Origin of the sequence: Mucilaginibacter gracilis, from assembly GCF_003633615.1 — a bacterium.
GTDB lineage: Bacteria > Bacteroidota > Bacteroidia > Sphingobacteriales > Sphingobacteriaceae > Mucilaginibacter > Mucilaginibacter gracilis.
Map to the genome: position 1 here is coordinate 843726 of NZ_RBKU01000001.1, position 17025 is coordinate 860750.

General features: G+C 44.0%; 21 protein-coding genes and 1 pseudogene. 17 read left to right on the forward strand and 5 right to left on the reverse strand.

Going from position 1 to position 17025, the window contains the following annotated elements; all coding sequences use genetic code 11:
• Window positions 1-31: 31 nt before the first annotated feature.
• Window positions 32-316, reverse strand: a complete 285-nt coding sequence (locus BDD43_RS03485; RefSeq protein ID WP_246001436.1) for a helix-turn-helix domain-containing protein — start codon at window positions 314-316, stop codon at window positions 32-34.
• A gap of 356 nt (window positions 317-672) precedes the next feature.
• On the opposite strand from BDD43_RS03485, the gene BDD43_RS03490 reads away from it, so the two are divergent.
• The gene (locus BDD43_RS03490; RefSeq protein ID WP_121196378.1) at window positions 673-4134 is read left to right on the forward strand and encodes a DUF6443 domain-containing protein; all 3462 of its coding nucleotides are present in this window, start codon (window positions 673-675) and stop codon (window positions 4132-4134) included.
• Window positions 4100-4609 carry a hypothetical protein gene (locus tag BDD43_RS03495; RefSeq protein WP_121196380.1) on the forward strand — a complete coding sequence of 170 codons (510 nt, stop codon included), beginning with the start codon at window positions 4100-4102 and terminating at the stop codon, window positions 4607-4609. Before BDD43_RS03490 ends, BDD43_RS03495 begins: the two co-directional genes overlap by 35 nt.
• An 18-nt stretch (window positions 4610-4627) precedes the next feature.
• Here BDD43_RS03495 and BDD43_RS03500 read toward each other — a convergent pair whose 3' ends face one another.
• The 3 genes from BDD43_RS03500 to BDD43_RS03510 are packed head-to-tail and all read right to left on the reverse strand — an operon-like array spanning window position 4628 to window position 5688.
• Window positions 4628-5167, reverse strand: coding sequence for a hypothetical protein (locus BDD43_RS03500; RefSeq protein WP_121196381.1), 540 nt, complete (start codon window positions 5165-5167; stop codon window positions 4628-4630).
• Complete coding sequence (locus BDD43_RS03505) at window positions 5157-5414, reverse strand: hypothetical protein (RefSeq protein ID WP_121196383.1); 258 nt, start codon at window positions 5412-5414, stop codon at window positions 5157-5159. The genes BDD43_RS03500 and BDD43_RS03505 overlap by 11 nt, the downstream gene beginning before the upstream one ends.
• Complete coding sequence (locus BDD43_RS03510; RefSeq protein WP_121196385.1) at window positions 5401-5688, reverse strand: hypothetical protein; 288 nt, start codon at window positions 5686-5688, stop codon at window positions 5401-5403. The genes BDD43_RS03505 and BDD43_RS03510 overlap by 14 nt, the downstream gene beginning before the upstream one ends.
• 543 nt (window positions 5689-6231) lie before the next feature.
• Between BDD43_RS03510 and BDD43_RS03515 the strand changes: the two genes are divergently transcribed.
• Together BDD43_RS03515 and BDD43_RS03520 are read left to right on the forward strand one after the other, a co-directional pair.
• On the forward strand, window positions 6232-6882 hold the full coding sequence (locus BDD43_RS03515) for a Crp/Fnr family transcriptional regulator (RefSeq protein WP_121196386.1): 651 nt from the start codon (window positions 6232-6234) through the stop codon (window positions 6880-6882).
• 155 nt (window positions 6883-7037) lie between these two features.
• Window positions 7038-8240, forward strand: a complete 1203-nt coding sequence (locus tag BDD43_RS03520; protein ID WP_121196387.1) for a hypothetical protein — start codon at window positions 7038-7040, stop codon at window positions 8238-8240.
• Here the strand turns inward: BDD43_RS03520 and BDD43_RS03525 are convergent.
• On the reverse strand, window positions 8229-8459 hold the full coding sequence (locus BDD43_RS03525) for a hypothetical protein (protein ID WP_008506536.1): 231 nt from the start codon (window positions 8457-8459) through the stop codon (window positions 8229-8231). The genes BDD43_RS03520 and BDD43_RS03525 overlap by 12 nt on opposite strands.
• Before the next feature lie 530 nt (window positions 8460-8989).
• Between BDD43_RS03525 and BDD43_RS03530 the strand changes: the two genes are divergently transcribed.
• From BDD43_RS03530 to BDD43_RS03585, 13 genes and pseudogenes are all read left to right on the forward strand, one after another.
• Window positions 8990-9271 carry a hypothetical protein gene (locus BDD43_RS03530; protein WP_147425562.1) on the forward strand — a complete coding sequence of 94 codons (282 nt, stop codon included), beginning with the start codon at window positions 8990-8992 and terminating at the stop codon, window positions 9269-9271.
• 257 nt (window positions 9272-9528) lie between these two features.
• The gene (locus BDD43_RS03535; protein ID WP_121196388.1) at window positions 9529-10044 is read left to right on the forward strand and encodes a hypothetical protein; all 516 of its coding nucleotides are present in this window, start codon (window positions 9529-9531) and stop codon (window positions 10042-10044) included.
• Entirely contained in the window at window positions 10034-10309 is a 276-nt protein-coding gene (locus BDD43_RS03540; RefSeq protein WP_121196390.1) for a hypothetical protein, read from the forward strand. Before BDD43_RS03535 ends, BDD43_RS03540 begins: the two co-directional genes overlap by 11 nt.
• A 51-nt stretch (window positions 10310-10360) precedes the next feature.
• A complete protein-coding gene (locus BDD43_RS03545) occupies window positions 10361-11317 on the forward strand; it encodes a toprim domain-containing protein (protein ID WP_121196391.1) in 957 nt (318 codons plus the stop codon).
• 95 nt (window positions 11318-11412) lie between these two features.
• Window positions 11413-11658 (forward strand): annotated as a pseudogene (locus tag BDD43_RS31020) (DNA cytosine methyltransferase); the annotation flags it as partial.
• A gap of 322 nt (window positions 11659-11980) precedes the next feature.
• Window positions 11981-12418, forward strand: a complete 438-nt coding sequence (locus BDD43_RS30515; RefSeq protein ID WP_246001437.1) for a hypothetical protein — start codon at window positions 11981-11983, stop codon at window positions 12416-12418.
• Between the two features lie 258 nt (window positions 12419-12676).
• Window positions 12677-13096 carry a plasmid mobilization protein gene (locus BDD43_RS03555; RefSeq protein WP_121196394.1) on the forward strand — a complete coding sequence of 140 codons (420 nt, stop codon included), beginning with the start codon at window positions 12677-12679 and terminating at the stop codon, window positions 13094-13096.
• A gap of 30 nt (window positions 13097-13126) precedes the next feature.
• Window positions 13127-13540 carry a hypothetical protein gene (locus BDD43_RS03560; RefSeq protein ID WP_121196396.1) on the forward strand — a complete coding sequence of 138 codons (414 nt, stop codon included), beginning with the start codon at window positions 13127-13129 and terminating at the stop codon, window positions 13538-13540.
• Between the two features lie 404 nt (window positions 13541-13944).
• Complete coding sequence (locus BDD43_RS03565) at window positions 13945-15333, forward strand: relaxase/mobilization nuclease domain-containing protein (RefSeq protein WP_147425563.1); 1389 nt, start codon at window positions 13945-13947, stop codon at window positions 15331-15333.
• 28 nt (window positions 15334-15361) lie between these two features.
• Window positions 15362-15991, forward strand: a complete 630-nt coding sequence (locus BDD43_RS03570; protein WP_121201866.1) for a ParA family protein — start codon at window positions 15362-15364, stop codon at window positions 15989-15991.
• Window positions 15988-16344 (forward strand): hypothetical protein, encoded by a 357-nt coding sequence (locus BDD43_RS03575; RefSeq protein ID WP_121196399.1) that lies wholly within the window; start codon window positions 15988-15990, stop codon window positions 16342-16344. The genes BDD43_RS03570 and BDD43_RS03575 overlap by 4 nt, the downstream gene beginning before the upstream one ends.
• On the forward strand, window positions 16341-16703 hold the full coding sequence (locus tag BDD43_RS03580) for a hypothetical protein (RefSeq protein WP_121196400.1): 363 nt from the start codon (window positions 16341-16343) through the stop codon (window positions 16701-16703). The genes BDD43_RS03575 and BDD43_RS03580 overlap by 4 nt, the downstream gene beginning before the upstream one ends.
• Window positions 16700-16993, forward strand: coding sequence for a DUF4134 family protein (locus tag BDD43_RS03585; RefSeq protein ID WP_121196401.1), 294 nt, complete (start codon window positions 16700-16702; stop codon window positions 16991-16993). The genes BDD43_RS03580 and BDD43_RS03585 overlap by 4 nt, the downstream gene beginning before the upstream one ends.
• Window positions 16994-17025: the final 32 nt, after the last annotated feature.

The following is a 17025-nucleotide window of genomic DNA, read 5'->3' on the forward strand; positions in this document are numbered from 1 at the left end:
ATAGCAGATAGTCGCTGTATACCTATGCTTTTTAAGCTGGTAATGTCTCTTTGAAATTCAATAATTCTTGCGGATCAATATCTAAAGCTTTTGCTAATTCTCCAAGCGAAAGCAGAGTAATATTTATTTTTCCGGTTTCATACCGTTGTATATCGGCATATTCCACATTGCATAATAAGGCCATTTTACGATAAGTCAGATTTTTAGATTGCCTTAGATATTTAAGACGTTTCCCAAATTGTATTAAAATTCCTTTATCCAAATCGCTAACCATTCCTGCTAATAAATGATTAGGAAAATTGTAATAATAATACATGATTATCGTTGTGTTTTACCACAACAAGATGTAGCTTTGTTTATAGCCTGATGAACTATTAAAGCGCTCTTATTTATTTTTTTAAAGGGGGCAGAAATTATGAATGATTGATTTATACTATGCGAAATAACTTTTTAAGTATTCCTTTTAGAAGAATCTTTTAATAAAAAACGCAAAGGGTGATGAAAAAAAAAGGTTGACGCAGTTGCAAAAATCGATCTCTCGCTAAATAATAAAGCGAGTAATGTAAATTCATCAAACGTTCAATAAACGACAACAACCACGCCCCAATATTATAATAATTAAAAATAAATCACTTACCTTTAATTAGTTATTTCCCTCTAACCTAACCTTCTATGAAAATAAGAACATTATCATCAAAGCAGCGGAGATATACGTTGTTAGTTGTTTTATGTCTGTCAATATTCCAAGGTAAAAACACCTATGCCCAGAGGGATACTACCTTGAATCAGCCTAATCAATCAGGAACATTTGTTGCGCCGCATAGCATTAAATTAAGTCCAGGCTTCAGCACCGCCGCTGGTGCTACTTTTCGCGCGTACATTGATCCCTCTTTGGGGCAATGCGTTGCTTTAAATACAACATTAAGCAATAACCAAAACTATATCGCAACTTATACGCCCCGGATCGCCGGTATAACCAATCCCGCTGATCCCAATAATACAACCTGCCAGGTAATGGCATCGGTACAGTACTTTGATGGTTTAGGCAGGCCAATTCAAACAACGCAGGTTAAAGGAAGCCCTAACCTCCAGGACGTAGTACAACCATTTGTTTATGATCAATTCGGCAGAGAAACGAAAAAGTATCAACCATTTATATCCTCGACCGCGAACGGTAGTTTTAAAGTTGGTGATCCCGATGCACTTGTAAAAGCCTTTTATAATCCATCAAGCCCAGGCGCTCCTGCTATTGCGGCCACTTTGAGCCCTTTTGCTGAAACGCAATTTGAGCCGTCGCCCTTAAACCGGGTTACACAACAAGGTGCTCCCGGTGATGCCTGGCAGCTATCACAAGGGCATGCCATTCAAACCACTTACAGTACCAATGCGGCGAATGAGGTGAAAATTTGGAATGTCACGACAACTGGCGCAGATGGAAGTACCTACTACCAGCCGAATACGCTTTATAAAACGATTACAACCGATGAAAACGGCAATATCAGTACAGTTTTTAAGGATAAAGAAAATAAGATCGTATTAAAACAGGTACAGAGCGATAATGGACTATTAAGCACTTATTCGGTATTCGACGATTTGGGGAATTTACGCTATGTTGTCCCACCACTACCAGCGGAGGTTACTTTACCATCAGTTTTTACTGAATCGGATGCTGTATTCAGGAATTTTATTTATGCTTATCACTACGATGGCAGAAATCGCATCATTGAAAAGAAACTTCCCGGAAGGGGCTGGCAATACATTGTTTACAACAAGATAGATTTGCCCGTAATGACGCAGGATGCCGTACAAAGAGCAAAAGCACCCCAGGAATGGAATGTGATGAAGTATAACGCCTTTGGCCAAATCGTCGTTTCAGGCATTTATCAACATAGCAGTAGCCAGGCAAACACTTCCTATCGAGATTATATGCAAGGGCAGGTAGATAATCAATCGGCACAATGGGACAACCGCGATAATTCCGCTTTAGGCTATAGTGTTGCAACATTTCCAACTGCCTGGACAAATACTTTACTGGTTAATTACTACGATGATTATAGTTTTATACCAACCGGTAATAACAATTATGCATCCTCGGCTACAGGTGTCAGTAATATGACCAAATCATTGGTTACCGGCAGCAAAACCAATGTGTTAGGTACAAGCACTATGCTATTAACCGTGAATTATTACGACGATAACGGTAGGCTAAGAGAAAGTGTCGGGGACAATAATATAGGAGGAAAAGACAGAAGCGTGCGTAGCTATGATTTTACTAATGACATCACCCAAATCATCCGAACCCATAATTCTATCAATGGCAGTGTAACTGTGCAAAATGATATTACCTATGATCACATGGGACGAAAAAAACTTATCAAGGAAAAAATAACTGGAAGTGATGGGGTAACATCTTCTCCGATTGTACTTGCCCGTTACGATTATAACGAAGTTGGCCAGTTGATGACTAAATACCTGCATTCAGAAGATTATAATAATAGCTCACCTGATGCCAGCAGTTTCCTTTACGCTGTGAATTATACTTATAATCCACGTGGTTGGGCAAAGACCATTAGCTCACCGCAGTTTGCCATGAGCCTGAAATACGAGGAAAATCAACGTTTTAACGGAGACGTAACAGCCGTTAATTGGGGCGATTTGGCTAGTCCTAATCAGAATACATTTACCTATAACTATGATAAAATGAGCCGCATGTTGTCCGGCTCCGCCGCAGATATGAGCGAAAGCGGTATCGTATATGATAATGTCGGTAATATTAGGTCACTGACCCGCGATGGCCAGACAATCAGCTATGATTACAATTATGGAGGCGAATTAGGAAATCGCCTGAACGCAGTAAGTGGCGGTTCATTTGGCAGCGCCAAATACTTCCAGTACAATGAAAACGGGAACGTAACACATGATGATACCCGTAATATCAGCTCTATTGCTTACAATGTACTTAGTCTCCCGCAAACATTGTCCGATAACACGGGGTTGAAATATGAATACGTTTATGATGCAGCTGGAAATAAACTGAGAAGCGTAAATCATTATCAAAATAAGACAACTGACTATGATGGTGGCATTCAATACGAAAACAATAGCTTGTCAGTATTGCTAACCGACGAAGGACAGGCAAGAAGATCAGGAAATTCCTACATTTATGAATATTGGGTAAAAGATCAGCTTGGTAATACCCGTATCGCCTTTTACAAAAACCCCTCTACACACCAGGCAGAGCTGCTACAGAAACAGGATTACTATCCATTTGGTTTAGGTAAAGAAAGAAGCCCCATCACATCAAGCCGAACAGATTATCAGTACAACGGAAAAGAGTTGCAGGAAAACTTGAATATACTTGATTATGGTAAGCGTTTTTATGACCCGGTAATAGCCAGATGGCACGTTCAAGACCCGGAAGCAGAAAAGTACTATAAATGGTCACCTTATAACTATGTATTAAACAACCCGATCCGTAATATTGATCCGAGAGGTGACACAGTACGTATTACGATTACTAAGGAGAATGAGCAACAGGACGGCAAAAACGAAAAATCTTTGATCAGGATCGTGGGATCAAAAGCATTTGGTTTCGGCTGGGGGGCAAACGTAGATGTCTATAAAATGACTGTGACAGATGATGTCACAGGCGAAACTTCCACAACGGAGTATGCGGTCACCAGGGATTCACCAGAGGCTAACAAAGACCCTAATGGCATCTATACCGGTGATGATAAACAAAAATACCGTGTTGATAATACAACGTTCGAGCCAAAAGACGGAGACAAAACATATAGTGGGCAAATCCGTAGTGATTATGGCCATGGACAAGGGCCGCGTGTAGAATTGAGCGACCGGGATAATCCAGGCAGCGGTGTTGCCGATGGGAGGAAAAACATACAAATACACGTTGGTGGCAAATATATTAACGCCGATGGTCAAACCCATAATACAGGTTCTGAAGGGTGTTTTACACTTACCTTAAAGGATGCGAGCAACGAGGGTGTTAATAGGTTTATCGGTGATGTTTCAAATCGTGTAAAACTAAATGAGGCAGCAGGAAAAAGTGATGTTATTTTAATTAATGTACAAAAGAGAGATGAAAACCAGGTTAAAAATTTTAATCAGCGTTAGCTTTTTTTTGGTGGCCTACACGCCACCAAAAAAAGTATATATCGAGCCAGTGAATGACAGTTATGTGGTAGGTTATAACGCGGCCAATCAATCTGTTAATCTTTTCATAGATGCAAAGCTTATACCGTCCATTCAACTGCGACAAGCTATTAAAATGTATGTGGCCTATTATTTATTGCGCGACCATAGAAAGCTGGAGGCTGATTTCTCAAGCAAGTATAAGTCCGGAATCAAAAGTTTTGGCAAACAGCACAGGAAGGACATTTCATGCGTAATTTATTACCTCGAACATGAGGAACATGGAGATCTGCCGCATTATTATGGTATGGATGCGTATGATCTGCTTGATATTTCGGAATTAAAACCGGAAATATCAAGGACTAAAAAGAAATTGGATAGGCACATGATTATTATAGACGCTCCTGCAAATGGGGAATTGAAAATCGCAGTGCCCGATACGGTGAAGAAACATTAATATTCTTCTACAGGACAATTAATGCATCCCGGTTGCCATTATTTCCAATTGTTGGCGGACTTGCAAGGGTAACTCTGTCCAAATCGTCTGCCGGTATTCATCGGTCGCTAATCCATTGTTGGCAACAAATAGCCTACTGTAATGCCGATAATCGCTATCGAAAAAATAGCCGCCGATATTTCTTCTATCCGGAGAAAACAGGTTTTTGATTTCTGCTATACTGAGGTTGGCATATTGGGTCGAAATTGCTACTAATACACCATTGGACATCACATAGTGAACGCATAAATTTATGCCTTTATCAAAGTTGTGGATCAAAACATTTTCCTTACACAATACAACTTCCCTGATCTCTCCCTTAAAGTCAATTGTTCGGGCATTTAACTTCATCAGCCATCCCCCCGAATTATAATGGGACTGCACTTCCGATGCGACCAAAGCCTGGACACTATCGGCACGTTGACCAAAATAAACACCTTTAATTTGCTGGCCAAAGGCAGTTGAGCTAATGATGAACCAACCAATGGCAACATATATACTAAGATGCTTATTCACCATTGAAAGGTTTGTACAAGTGATGTTTATAACGAAAATAGGCAATATATTCCTGTTTTTGTTCATGCTTCATTCGTTCGTACATTTTGGCTACATGTTTTCGGAAGTCCTTAAAATCACGGTAAAACCCATTCTTTTCATCCGCATCTACTAAACCCTCGTCAATCATCATTTGGATCAGACCGATGATGGATTGGAAAGGTAGTAAATTGTATACGGGGTGCTTTTCAAAATACTCATCCCTTTTCATAATGAAGCGTTTTGAAGGGCGGAAAAACCACTTCCCCGTAACTGATATTGAATTTCTTCCCCACGAACTCTAAATCCTCGATAGCCTCTACGACTTGGCGAACTTCAAAAAGATGCTCAGGCCATTCCTGCCCCTTTTTACTCAGTTTGTAGTAATCATCTTTGCCTGCGTACCAAGCCTCCCTACGTTCTAATTCAAGACGCATTTGATGCGCTGCTTTTTTTACGTTTACGATGGCTTTATGAAATTCGTTTAGGTTTCTAATTCGTGCCATTATAGTAATAAGATTTAGTAACCAATATATTACTTGTTGTGGAATAATACAACAAAAACAATTTTCAGGAACGTGATTTGAAATTAAGATAAAAACAAAAAGGCCCAAACATTGCGCCGAGCCTTTTTTACCTAAACCTTATCACAAAGTAAACCAGAACGGTTACTTCTTTAACGCAAGGTACATTATGTTGTGGAATAATACAACAAATTTAATACTTAGTATTTAGTAAATTAGATTAACTGATAAGCAATAAAACACATTGCCTACAGCTATAAATTAAATTGTTTAACCATAGGGCGTTTTATAACGCTTCCCACTAACGGGAAATTATTTTTTTTGAATGCCAAATATGAACAAGCGTATGACCTGCAAGAATTTGCGGGATGGCTTTTTAATGTTCATTGGGTAAGGCATTTATCCTTTTTAGCCTCGAAGTCATTCCCCCTTCTTGCAATACCTGCTAATTTTCACTGAAAATCAGTTGACGGGCTATTCATCTACTTCGGAGGCACCTGCCTGCCGTATATAAAAATCAAGACTATGAAAAAACATCATCCAATATTAAATCGTCTTTATAAATTGTATGACACTTATAAACCACAAAGCGCAGCTACCTACGCTTATCTCGATGAGGTAATAGGTGCTAAATTTTACCCGGAGGATGAAATTCTCTACGTTCCAGGTGAAATTATTGATCAAATATTCTTCCTGGCCAGCGGTAATATGGTAGCGTATAACTTTACTGATTCCGGCGACAAACAAGTTCTTCAGATTTACCGGGAGAATGAGCACGTCGCCGGGCAAAGTTTTACCCGGCAGATCCCAAGTACTTATTACCTGATGGTTTGTGCAGGATCTTACGCATTGCACATGACCCGAAATCAACTTGACGATGTCTACCGCAAGTTCCCGGAAACCCAGGAACTGGGCCGAATAAGATTAAGTATGGCTGAGGAAAAAGAAGTGCGGCATAAGCAGTTACTATTTTTACCCGGAATACAAATGGTGGAAACATTTTACAAGGAGTACCCGGAACTTATTGAGCCGGGAAAAGTATTGAGGGATCGGGATATAGCTTCTTATTTGTTGCTTGCAGAAGGAACCTTACGGGATTTAAGAAATCGGTTGCTGAGGGAAGGATTACTTAAACTACCGGCTAAAGAAGGAGAAATCACCCTCAAATACGGCTAATTACTGATAAAATCATGAGTTCGCGCAGAAATATGCGCGAACTTTTCTGAAAGATTCTGGATTTTTGACAGATACGTTCTCCCGAAAAAAACAATAAAGCCTCTAAAAGAAAGGATGTGATGGGATAAAATATACTTGACCAATATATTTTTATTATGAATGATACATCTTCTAAGCTGCTCGCATGGGTTACCGAGTCCATCGCACCTGCGGAATTATCAGGCAGTAACCTTACAACTGCGGATTTTGAAAACTGGAAAACAGTACTGAAGTCGGAAAGTTCTGAATGGCGGATTGCCATCTCTTCATACCTGCTGGGTGTAGCGGATGATGGTGAGAAAATGCGATACCTGAAAGCGCAGCAAATTCAACTAACCTTATTGAGCAACAAGCTAAACCAGTATTTATGCAGGGATCAAAAAATCTGGTCAGGGCATAAATGGGCTGATCAGATCCGAACATGCTACAGGAAATCACTTGCGATTTACGAAGAGTTGCTCAGTTTTACGGAAGAAAACTTCCCGGAATATTCTGCCCCGAATTTAAAAATTACCGATTATAAATTAAGAGAAGTTATTCCCTCTTTGCGCAACCGGATTTATGGCCTGAAAGTCATTCTGTTGAATATGGCAATTGATCCTGTGCTGGTACAGCTGATTATCAAAGGGATGAACGGACTTTTAGCCCCCGGGAAATTGACAATTGCCGGTAAAGAATACCTTACTTGCCTAATTCATGAAATTACCGGCCTGGAAATTTTCAGTACGGATGAACTAACGGATTTGCTCATACGGTTAAATTTTAATTTACCGGAATTTTATCTGCATTTGACAAATGCGGTAAATATGAAAAGGTTTCAAATTGACGGCCTCCATGAGGAATATGAATATATTTTGCAGGAAAGAGAAGCCCTAAGTAATAAAAAGATTATATCGGGCCAGGGATTATATCCAGGCCACCTTCCTTTAAAGCTGGAATTACAGCAGTTCTATAACGAAAAGGCTATTTATCTGGATGAATTATTATCGCACCGACGTCAATCCATACAAGATAAGCTGGAAGCTGAACACGCCTTTCGGATGCTCATTGATATTCCCGTTCCGGTGTTTGCCTTATTTGTGCGAATGCTGAAAGAAACGAAGTTTATATTGAAGACGGGGATTACCGAAATGTGTACTTTTTTTGCAATACATTTTTACACGGATAAAGCGCCATTTATTTCATCGGCCAATTTGCTGAAGCGATCCACTGATGTAGAGTTTACAACGGTGCTAAAGTTATGGGATTTGCTGACCTTTATGCTCGACTGGCTTGATTTGAAGTTCAACGTCAGGAGTATAAAGCGTTCAATCCGATAGCTTATCCTGAAAATCATCCAGCAGCCCTTCCTGTTTCAGTAAATTGAGCAAGTCTGTGTACCATAAATAAGTAAACAGGGGATGTGCTTTCAATTGTCGTACATCCTGATCCAGCACATCCTGTAAGCAATTGATACCCATACTTGCTGCACGGGACTTAAACTCGTCACTGGCATCCAGGTTTGCCAAAAGTTTAGTGGAATTTGAAATCTTTTGCATGAATATTGCACTATTTAATGAACTAATTTACGAATTATGATAAATCAATCTACAGATATACGATATATGAATAGTTAAAGATCAGTCATTTAACATCGAACCCAGTTCAAAATAAAAGCGTGGGCTCAGTTTATTGCGCATTTGGAGGGACCGCGAAGACCCTGATGTACGCAGATAAACAGGCCCACGCTTTTGCATGGGCGAAGTCCATCATCCACGGTACATCTCTGAAAAATTCGCGGTTTCCCAAATGCCAGGATAAATAACTATCGCTCTATATTTAGCTGTAATACCACTGTGGGTATATACCTATTTCTCTATTTCCGCAAAGATAAACGATCCTCTAAAACTCCACACGATTATTTAATCGCTATTGAATAATTTCCCTCTTCATTTTTTTTCAAAATATTTTCATCCCAAAACGGCCTTCAGAGCCATCTCCTGCGGGGGTGAAGTCTTTTCCAAAATTTACTTCCTGGTTTTCGTTCATTCCATCCACTTGCTTTGCTCCCATGATCACCAATGGGAAGATGATGAAACCGACTGAACTGGCCCGCCTACTATTGAAAACAGTTAACGACAGCATTTCCAAAACACTGTCAGAAACCGGCATTCAGAAAGAACGGATCAGTAAAGCCGAAGCCTACCGGCTATATGGTCGGTCGCAGGTTGACCGCTGGATCGCTGAAGGCTTATTTAAGCCTGTCAAAGGACGGCACTTCATCTCCGCATCAGGTATCGACCGGGTTAAACTGGAGCAGATCGCTGCGGCCAGTAACCGGATCACCTATCTGCCGGTGGCAGAGCGGTAACGACCGTTATTTGACAACATGGGATGAAGCATTACCCGGCGCAGAGCCGGGAATCAAGAGCAGCTGCGGTTGCCCGTTCTGTACGTTTTTACAGGCGGCAACCGGATACCAGTGATCCTTGGGCAGCCCGTTTGGGCATAGTCTGTACAGGCTAACGCAGGTAATCCCGGATTTCTTATATACCGGTAAAAGCGGATTCTTTGGGTTCGTTACCCATTACCGGTTCCATATTTTTTTTCTTTCATAATCATTCGAAAATGAATACAATAACCGTTAATCAAAACAATTCCTGCCACCGAAAGCGGAAGCCTGCACAATTGCCCTATTACCGGGTTCAGTACGATATTCCCCTGGGCGATACACCGTCTGTCCGTACCTGTCTTGAATCCAGCGGACTTTGGGAACTCGTAACCGGCCCACTTCGGGAAGTATACTATTACAAAGTCTATGAAAACCAAAAACGCAAGAACTTCTGCGCTATTGGCTGGCCCAACGAAAATGGCGGTTGGGAGATCAGGCATCCCCGTTATACCGGATGCATCGGCCCGAAAGGAATGACCTTTATTGCTGGCAAGCCGGACAGGCTACTCGTTTTTACTGACCTTACCGACTACCTATGCTGGAAATATGACCATAAAAACGATTTTCCAAGCCTTCTGATTCTTAACCACCCGGAATTTTTGCCTGCCGCCAGAAAGCGGGCGGCGCAGTTTGCATCTGTGACCGTAGGCTTTGACAGGATACCTCAAAACTTATTTACCAATGGAGTTTGAAATATCAGCCCACGATCTTAAGATCATCATCCAGGAAGCCGCTGAACTCGGTGCGATACTGGCGCTTACCAAAGCTGGCAAACTGAAACCATACCTCAATAAATCTGAGGCATTCCGAAAATATGGAAGAGCTAACATTGAGCACCTGGCCGAAAAGGGGTTCATCACCATTCGCAAAGACGGCAATCATTCTGCCTGCTGGCGCATAGATCGCATGGAAATAGAGGCCATTGTCAAGGCCAAAATCTTACTGCAAAGATTATAAGGCGCATCACGCGAAATCCCACCATTTTTTATAAATCTTAATTCAAATCTTATGTCTAATTATTTAAATGCGAGCGAGATCAGGGAACAGGTTTCCTTGGTCGGGCTGCTCACCCGGCTGGGCTATTACCCCGTACGGGCATCCGGAAAGGAACAGCTGTATATCAGCATGTTGCGCGATTCGGATACCAATCCTTCCTTAGCCGTTAATGATGATTTAGGTGTCTGGTACGATCACGGGCTGGGCAAAGGCGGTAACGTTATTGACTTCAGCCTGGCATACTGGCCAAACCTGCCCTTTAAAGAAGTACTGGAAAAGATCGTAGCCGTTTCCAACCTGCCGCTCACCAGCCAAAAGCCGGATGCCGAACCAAACACCAGGCGCAGGCACGCTCTGAAAGTCCCACATTACCAGATCGAGGATATTAAGGAATTAGGCAACAACCCCGCCATTACTGCATACCTGCAACAGCGTGGTGTATGGGAAGCAGCGGAAGGCCGTTTAAAGGAAATCTATTATTATGTAGAGGACGAGAAAAAACAACGCAAACAATTCTTTGCCGCAGGCTGGCAGAACGAGGTGCAAGGTTGGGAAGTCCGCAACAAATATTTCAAAGGATGTTTGGGCCATAAAGGATTGACCCTGATTCCAGGTGAAAATGACCGTCTGGCTGTGTTTGAGGGCTATATCAATTATTTAAGCTGGCTGACTTTAAACCCGGAAGCCGATTCCAATGTGTTAGTGCTGAACTCCCTGGCCTTATTACAGGCCGGCATTAAAAAAGCCAGCGACTTCAATGAAATTGATCTTTATTTAGACAGGGATAAATCCGGCGAGCAGGCATCACTTGAATTTATTAAAGCTTTGCCAACAGCCATTGACCGTTCGGCCACCTACCAAGGCTATGGCGATTACAATGATTATTTGCGCGCCAGTATAAAGGCAAATCAGGACTTCGCTTATCAACAGCCTACCGAGGTTCTTTTCAAATCAGCATTCTCCCGCTGATAGGGCATATCCCGTTACCGGGTAACCAGCTACTTAACTAATCCATACACATGCTTACACACGCGAGTTTATTCAGCGGGATAGGCGGTTTTGATATGGCTGCCACCTGGAAAGGATGGTATAACATATTTTCCTGTGAGAAAGATCCTTTTTGCAGGAAGATCTTAAAATTCTACTGGCCCCAAACCGAACAATATGAAGACATACACCAATTCGATGCAACTCCTTATCGGGGGACAATCAACGTCCTCAGCGGCGGGTTTCCCTGCCAGCCCTTCAGCAGCGCAGGACGACGAAAGGGCAAGGCAGATGACCGCTATCTCTGGCCGGAAACTCGGCGAATTATTACAGAAGTCCAGCCCGACTGGATCGTTCTTGAAAACGTTGCTGGATTGTTCACCATTCTGGAGCCGGAGAGTTTATCTGAAATGGAGGTCAAAGCGATTGAGCTTTTTTGTTCGGACAATGAACAGGAAGCAAACGCCACCATTATCCGCCTCCAGCGAAGAGTCATTGGAAGCATTATTGCAGAAATTGGGTCAGCAGGATATTTATTACCCCAGCTTGAGGATGGCACACCAATCGTTCTGTGTGTTCCAGCTTGCGCCGTTAACGCCCCGCACCGCCGGGACCGAACCTGGTTTGTTGCCCACGCCCAACACCGTGCAAATCCCGCGTATGGTGATAGACAAGGAAACGCTGCAAGTAACGGAACTGATGAGGAAAGACGGCAAACCAAGGCAGCGTTCCATCCGGGACGCCCTACTGATCATGGCGGCTCAGCACGGACTGACCCCAACGGTAACAGCGATGGACAGTACGCAGTCAACCGCGAAAATGAGATCGGCCCAGGTGAAAGAGGGCAGTATGCACAGCATGACGCTGAGCAGGCTGATCGCTTTGCTACCTACACCTACGGCGAGGGACTGGAAAGGCCCGCAGGCCAAAGATTATCAGGGAAAGGAAAGCAGCCTGCCTGGTACGGTGAAATTCCTGGCTGGGATGAATGGCCCACTCAACCCCCGGTTTGTGGCAGAAATGATGGGATTCCCCGTGAACTGGACGGAATTGCCTTTTCGAAGTGGCGGAACGCAAGTATAAAAGCTTATGGCAATGCCATTGTACCACAGGTAGCCTTTGAACTTTTCAATGCTATCCAGGCGGTACACCGTCCTCTTTGACCGGTGTAACGTGTTACACCGATACCCTTTCGTTTTTACCCGTGCAAGATGTGTTTTTGTCCGACAAAAATTACGTTTCACTCCATTTTTATCAGACAAAAACCTCTTGCCTTAAACTGCCGCTCCGTACCTACGCGGCAGATTAAGGAGTATCGGGAACTCGCAACTCGTTCCCTCTATGAAAAGAGAAAAAGGCCAGCCCAAACTCAGGGGCCGCCCCCAAAAGGATAGCGGCAAGCGCGCTAAAAAGATAGATACCCGATTTACCGAGGAAGAATATCAGCTCATTCTTGATCTGGAAAAAGAGTTAGGTATTTCTAAAACCGACCTGATCAGGCTGCGAGTTTTGGAAAACGCCCGGAATGTCGTAGTCAACGCGGCTGCGCTTATCGGCAGCCTGGACATCATCGGAGCGGAATTAGGCAGGTCAGGTAATAATATCAATCAACTGGCGCGCTATGCCAATACCCTTAAGAAGCGGGGCATTTTGTCGGCGGTCGTCATTGAGCGGTTTAACCTGCTTTTTGAAACTTATAACCGCCAGCACAAAGAAATCATCATTGTCCTGCGCCAGGTCATCCGGCAGATGGGCAAGTAATTCAATCAATTTTCACTTAAAATTAATATCATGGCAACTAACAAACCAATCTACATCTTTACCGGCCCCGTGTCGGCGTTCGTTATTCTGATCTTACTGGCAGGCAATATTTTCTTTGGCCTGCGGTACAGCTTTTTTGAAAGGCCGGAAAAACAGGCTGCCCCGGAATTAAGTATAAAAAAAGGGTTGCCTGAACCCTCGGACGACACATTTGAAACGGATGACCGGGCGGTTTTTCGTTTTACCGGCGATACGGTATTGATTTTAAGCCCCGCAAATCCGATCAATTACTGCCCAGCCTGGAATGTATTGTATAAAGACCGTTACGGTATTTACCAAACCGAAGACCTGACGGAAGCAATGCTTGACAAAGTGGAAGCTGCTGCCGACACCACGAGTTACAACCCGCAAGCGACAAGCTATCCAGTCACAAGTAAACACTGACCTTGTTATAAACTATCCCGGTATAACCGCACGTACACATTGTTATATCCGCTCAAGTTACGGAAGAACTTGTTATGCTGTCGCAAGATAGACTTGACTTTGATACCTGATATAGTGTATCAGTTTATAAACGCTCAGGTTACACATGAATCCGTTATGCTGTCGCAAGATAGGTTTGAGTTTGATACCTGATATAATGTATCAGTTTATAAACGACCATGTTCTGAAGTAACGCGGTATAGCCTATCGTGGTATAACGGCGCATGACCGTTGTTATAAATGCCAAAATTACGTCAGAACCTGATATACCGTAACAAGATAGGTTTGACTTTGATACCTGATATAATATATCAGTTTATAAACGACCAAGCTCTGCAATAACACGATATAACCTATCACGGAACTTGTTATGCCGATATAACCAGTCAGGCTATTTAATATCCCGTATCAATTTATACAGTAACATGATCGCAAGAATTTTGGGTAAATCATCCCTGTTCGGTGCGGTTAACTACAACACCGAAAAAATGGATCAGGGTAAAGGTGAGTTGATGCTGGTTGCAAACTTCGGCCCCTTACAGGGACTTGATCATTTAAAGCCGGAAGACTACAAGGCTTACCTGTCTGCGCTCGCAGCACTGAACAAGGATGTCGCGGAGCCGCAGTTCCACGCCACGATCTCCGCAGAGGGCAAAAGTCACGATAAACAGGCACTGACCGGCATCGCCGTAGCCTGGTTAGCCGAGATGGGTTATGCCGACCAACCTTATCTGATCGTCTTCCACAATGACACCGGTAACAATCATGTTCATGTGGTTTCGGTACGGGTAGACCGCAACGGCGACACCATTAAAGACAGCTATGAACACAGCCGCTCGGTGCGTTTTATCAATAAGGTCATGGGCGTGGATGAAAAGCACGGCACCAAAGCCGCAATTGATAAAGCATTAAGCTATTCCTTTTCGACCAAAGCGCAGTTCATGATGATCCTGGAAAGCCAGGGCTATGTATTGCGCGAGGCCGGACAGGTTTTGGAAGTTATCAAATTCGGGAAGAAGCAGGACGAAATTCCGCTGGCCCTGGTAGCCGAAAAATTAAAATCATACCTGCCAGACACCGGCAGGCAGGCCCAGCTTAAAGCAATACTGCATAAATACGCCGCGATCTATGATACAGAGTTAAAACCGCTGACCACGCCATTACCCGGCGGCTTTAATAAGGCGACAGGCCGGTACACCTCGGAGCTGGCAGCTTATCTCAGGGCCAAAATGGGAATACAATTGCAATTCCACGCGGGTGAAGGCAAAGCACCCTATGGTTATACGCTGATCGACCATGCGGCTAAAACAGTATGGAAAGGCGGCGAGATCATGCCGCTCAAAGAGCTGCTGGCCCTGAATGGACGCGAAACATTTACTAAGCAGGAACCTGAAGTGCAAAATCCTGTGGCGGTGGAAGCGGAAGTACAGGAGGCCGGGCCAGAAACTACAGATTTTTATAGTGCCCTGCTAAAAGCCGCGCTTCATAATTATCCCGACCTCGGACAGGGCTTGCTACACCAGGGATTGGAGATCGGCGGCACGGAAGAAGATCCCCTGTTAATAGACCCGCCAGCAAATACCGCCATCCCGGTAGGCCAGTTGCTCTCAGGCGATGACCTTGACGATTTCAGGGAGCAATATCACCACCATGTTTATGTTCCGGGTATTTACATCGCGGACGATGTGGACGACCAGCAAATTCATGGGATGCGAAGGCGGCGGCAAAAGAAAGCAAGAACCAATACCCGCTGATCCATTTACTCACTTAAAAATAATTTTTATGGTCATACTCATCGGCAACCAGAAAGGTGGCGCAGGAAAAAGTACGCTCACTTTGTTACTGGCTAATTTTTTAACGCTGGTTAAACAGCGCAATGTACTGGTGATAGATATGGATCACCAGCAATCCGTGGCGCAGAAATATGAAAAGTCCAAAATAACGGATAACGTCCCGCCCTACGAGGTTATGGCCGCCGACCTGGCCGATTACCCATCCATGCACGAGTTGCTGAACGCTACCTCAACAAACCAGGTCGTCCTGATCGACCTGCCCGGCAAGCTGGATGATGACGGACTGATCAAAATATTCCAGTCGGCGCATTGGGTGATCTGTCCTTTCGCGTATGATGAACTGAGCTTTGAATCCACGATATTTTTTTCAGTAGTACTGCAAAAGCTTAATCCCAGGGCGATGATCACCTATATACCTAACCGGGTCAAAGCCAACGTCCGCTATGAACTCCGGCGTGACGTAGACGAGCAGTTAGCCAATTTCGGGCAAGTTACCGAACCCTTGCCCGACCGGATTGACTTTCAACGGATCACCACTTTGCACACACCCCAATCCTTAGATCCCGTGGTGGGGCCTGTATTTGAACAGCTTTACCACGACTATATCCAACCCCTATGAGTGAAATGAAAAACCTGGCAGAACAGCTTCGCAACCAGATCGCGAAGCCCGCCACAAACCAACCACCGGCCAAAACCAGGCCGAAGGAAAACAAAACCATTACTCCCGAAAACAACAGCCCGCCACCAATACCCGACCTGATCAAACAACTGCTGGACTATGACAACAGCGACCATAAAAGCATGGTACATGTGCGCTTCGACGCGCAAACCGCGCAAACACTGGCACATTTCAAGATGGCTACGGGCGTGGAAGTTACCCGGCTGGTCGCATACGCCGTCCGGCAGTTTACCAAACAGCATCCCGAGATCCGGGAGATCATTAAAGAATACTTTAAAAACCTCGAATTATGACCTGGTTACAATTTATACTATGGGTGACAGGGGTTTACTTCCTGTATTACCTGGCGATCATCTTGCTTGACCTCAAAGGCGGTAAGGCGCGGGCAGAAACCGGTAAGGCCATGAGTTATGAACTCAGTTTTTCCGAGCCGGTGGCCGCAGAAAAAGTGGAACATCCCGCGGAAGCGCTGACTGCGCAGAACAGTATGCCCCGGCAAGTGGCCGCTGAAACGCCGCAACAACCCCCACCACCGGAACGCAAACCCGAACCTGATAACGTTGCTTCCGGCGGGGTAACACTCAAAAACCTCTTTAATCTCGTCCGCGAAGAAGCGATCCTTTACACGCGGCCAGTCAATTTTCAAACATGAAGAGACTAACCCTATTATTGCTTGTCCTGCTTTACGGCATCGTCGCCCATGCACAGCCCGGCATAGACGAAATGCAGCAGGCCAGGCAGGATCTGTCCAATTCGTTCTTTTCCGCGCTGGACTGTGCCTTAGTGATCGCCGCAATTTTCGGTATTACCGGGGCCATTAAAATATACCATAACTGGCAGGCGGGGAAGCCGCGCATCGATTCCGATGTAGCAGCCTGGTTTTATGCCGCCCTCTTTATGGTGCTCATGGGCGCGTTTCTCCGGGCCATTTTTGGTATTTGATTCATGATTTATTGTCAAGGCGTAAGCGGTTC

Bases quoted from the DNA above. Each gene is read 5' to 3' on its own strand.
- BDD43_RS03485 (WP_246001436.1), bottom strand. From the start codon at position 316: ATGTATTATTATTACAATTTTCCTAATCATTTATTAGCAGGAATGGTT.
- BDD43_RS03530 (WP_147425562.1), top strand. From the start codon at position 8,990: ATGATGAAACCGACTGAACTGGCCCGCCTACTATTGAAAACAGTTAAC.
- BDD43_RS03495 (WP_121196380.1), top strand. From the start codon at position 4,100: ATGAAAACCAGGTTAAAAATTTTAATCAGCGTTAGCTTTTTTTTGGTG.
- BDD43_RS03510 (WP_121196385.1), bottom strand. From the start codon at position 5,688: ATGGCACGAATTAGAAACCTAAACGAATTTCATAAAGCCATCGTAAAC.
- BDD43_RS03515 (WP_121196386.1), top strand. From the start codon at position 6,232: ATGAAAAAACATCATCCAATATTAAATCGTCTTTATAAATTGTATGAC.
- BDD43_RS03525 (WP_008506536.1), bottom strand. From the start codon at position 8,459: ATGCAAAAGATTTCAAATTCCACTAAACTTTTGGCAAACCTGGATGCC.
- BDD43_RS03555 (WP_121196394.1), top strand. From the start codon at position 12,677: ATGAAAAGAGAAAAAGGCCAGCCCAAACTCAGGGGCCGCCCCCAAAAG.
- BDD43_RS03490 (WP_121196378.1), top strand. From the start codon at position 673: ATGAAAATAAGAACATTATCATCAAAGCAGCGGAGATATACGTTGTTA.
- BDD43_RS03585 (WP_121196401.1), top strand. From the start codon at position 16,700: ATGAAGAGACTAACCCTATTATTGCTTGTCCTGCTTTACGGCATCGTC.
- BDD43_RS03535 (WP_121196388.1), top strand. From the start codon at position 9,529: ATGAATACAATAACCGTTAATCAAAACAATTCCTGCCACCGAAAGCGG.
- BDD43_RS03570 (WP_121201866.1), top strand. From the start codon at position 15,362: ATGGTCATACTCATCGGCAACCAGAAAGGTGGCGCAGGAAAAAGTACG.
- BDD43_RS03545 (WP_121196391.1), top strand. From the start codon at position 10,361: ATGTCTAATTATTTAAATGCGAGCGAGATCAGGGAACAGGTTTCCTTG.
- BDD43_RS03560 (WP_121196396.1), top strand. From the start codon at position 13,127: ATGGCAACTAACAAACCAATCTACATCTTTACCGGCCCCGTGTCGGCG.
- BDD43_RS03580 (WP_121196400.1), top strand. From the start codon at position 16,341: ATGACCTGGTTACAATTTATACTATGGGTGACAGGGGTTTACTTCCTG.
- BDD43_RS03500 (WP_121196381.1), bottom strand. From the start codon at position 5,167: ATGGTGAATAAGCATCTTAGTATATATGTTGCCATTGGTTGGTTCATC.
- BDD43_RS03575 (WP_121196399.1), top strand. From the start codon at position 15,988: ATGAGTGAAATGAAAAACCTGGCAGAACAGCTTCGCAACCAGATCGCG.
- BDD43_RS03505 (WP_121196383.1), bottom strand. From the start codon at position 5,414: ATGAAAAGGGATGAGTATTTTGAAAAGCACCCCGTATACAATTTACTA.
- BDD43_RS03540 (WP_121196390.1), top strand. From the start codon at position 10,034: ATGGAGTTTGAAATATCAGCCCACGATCTTAAGATCATCATCCAGGAA.
- BDD43_RS03520 (WP_121196387.1), top strand. From the start codon at position 7,038: ATGAATGATACATCTTCTAAGCTGCTCGCATGGGTTACCGAGTCCATC.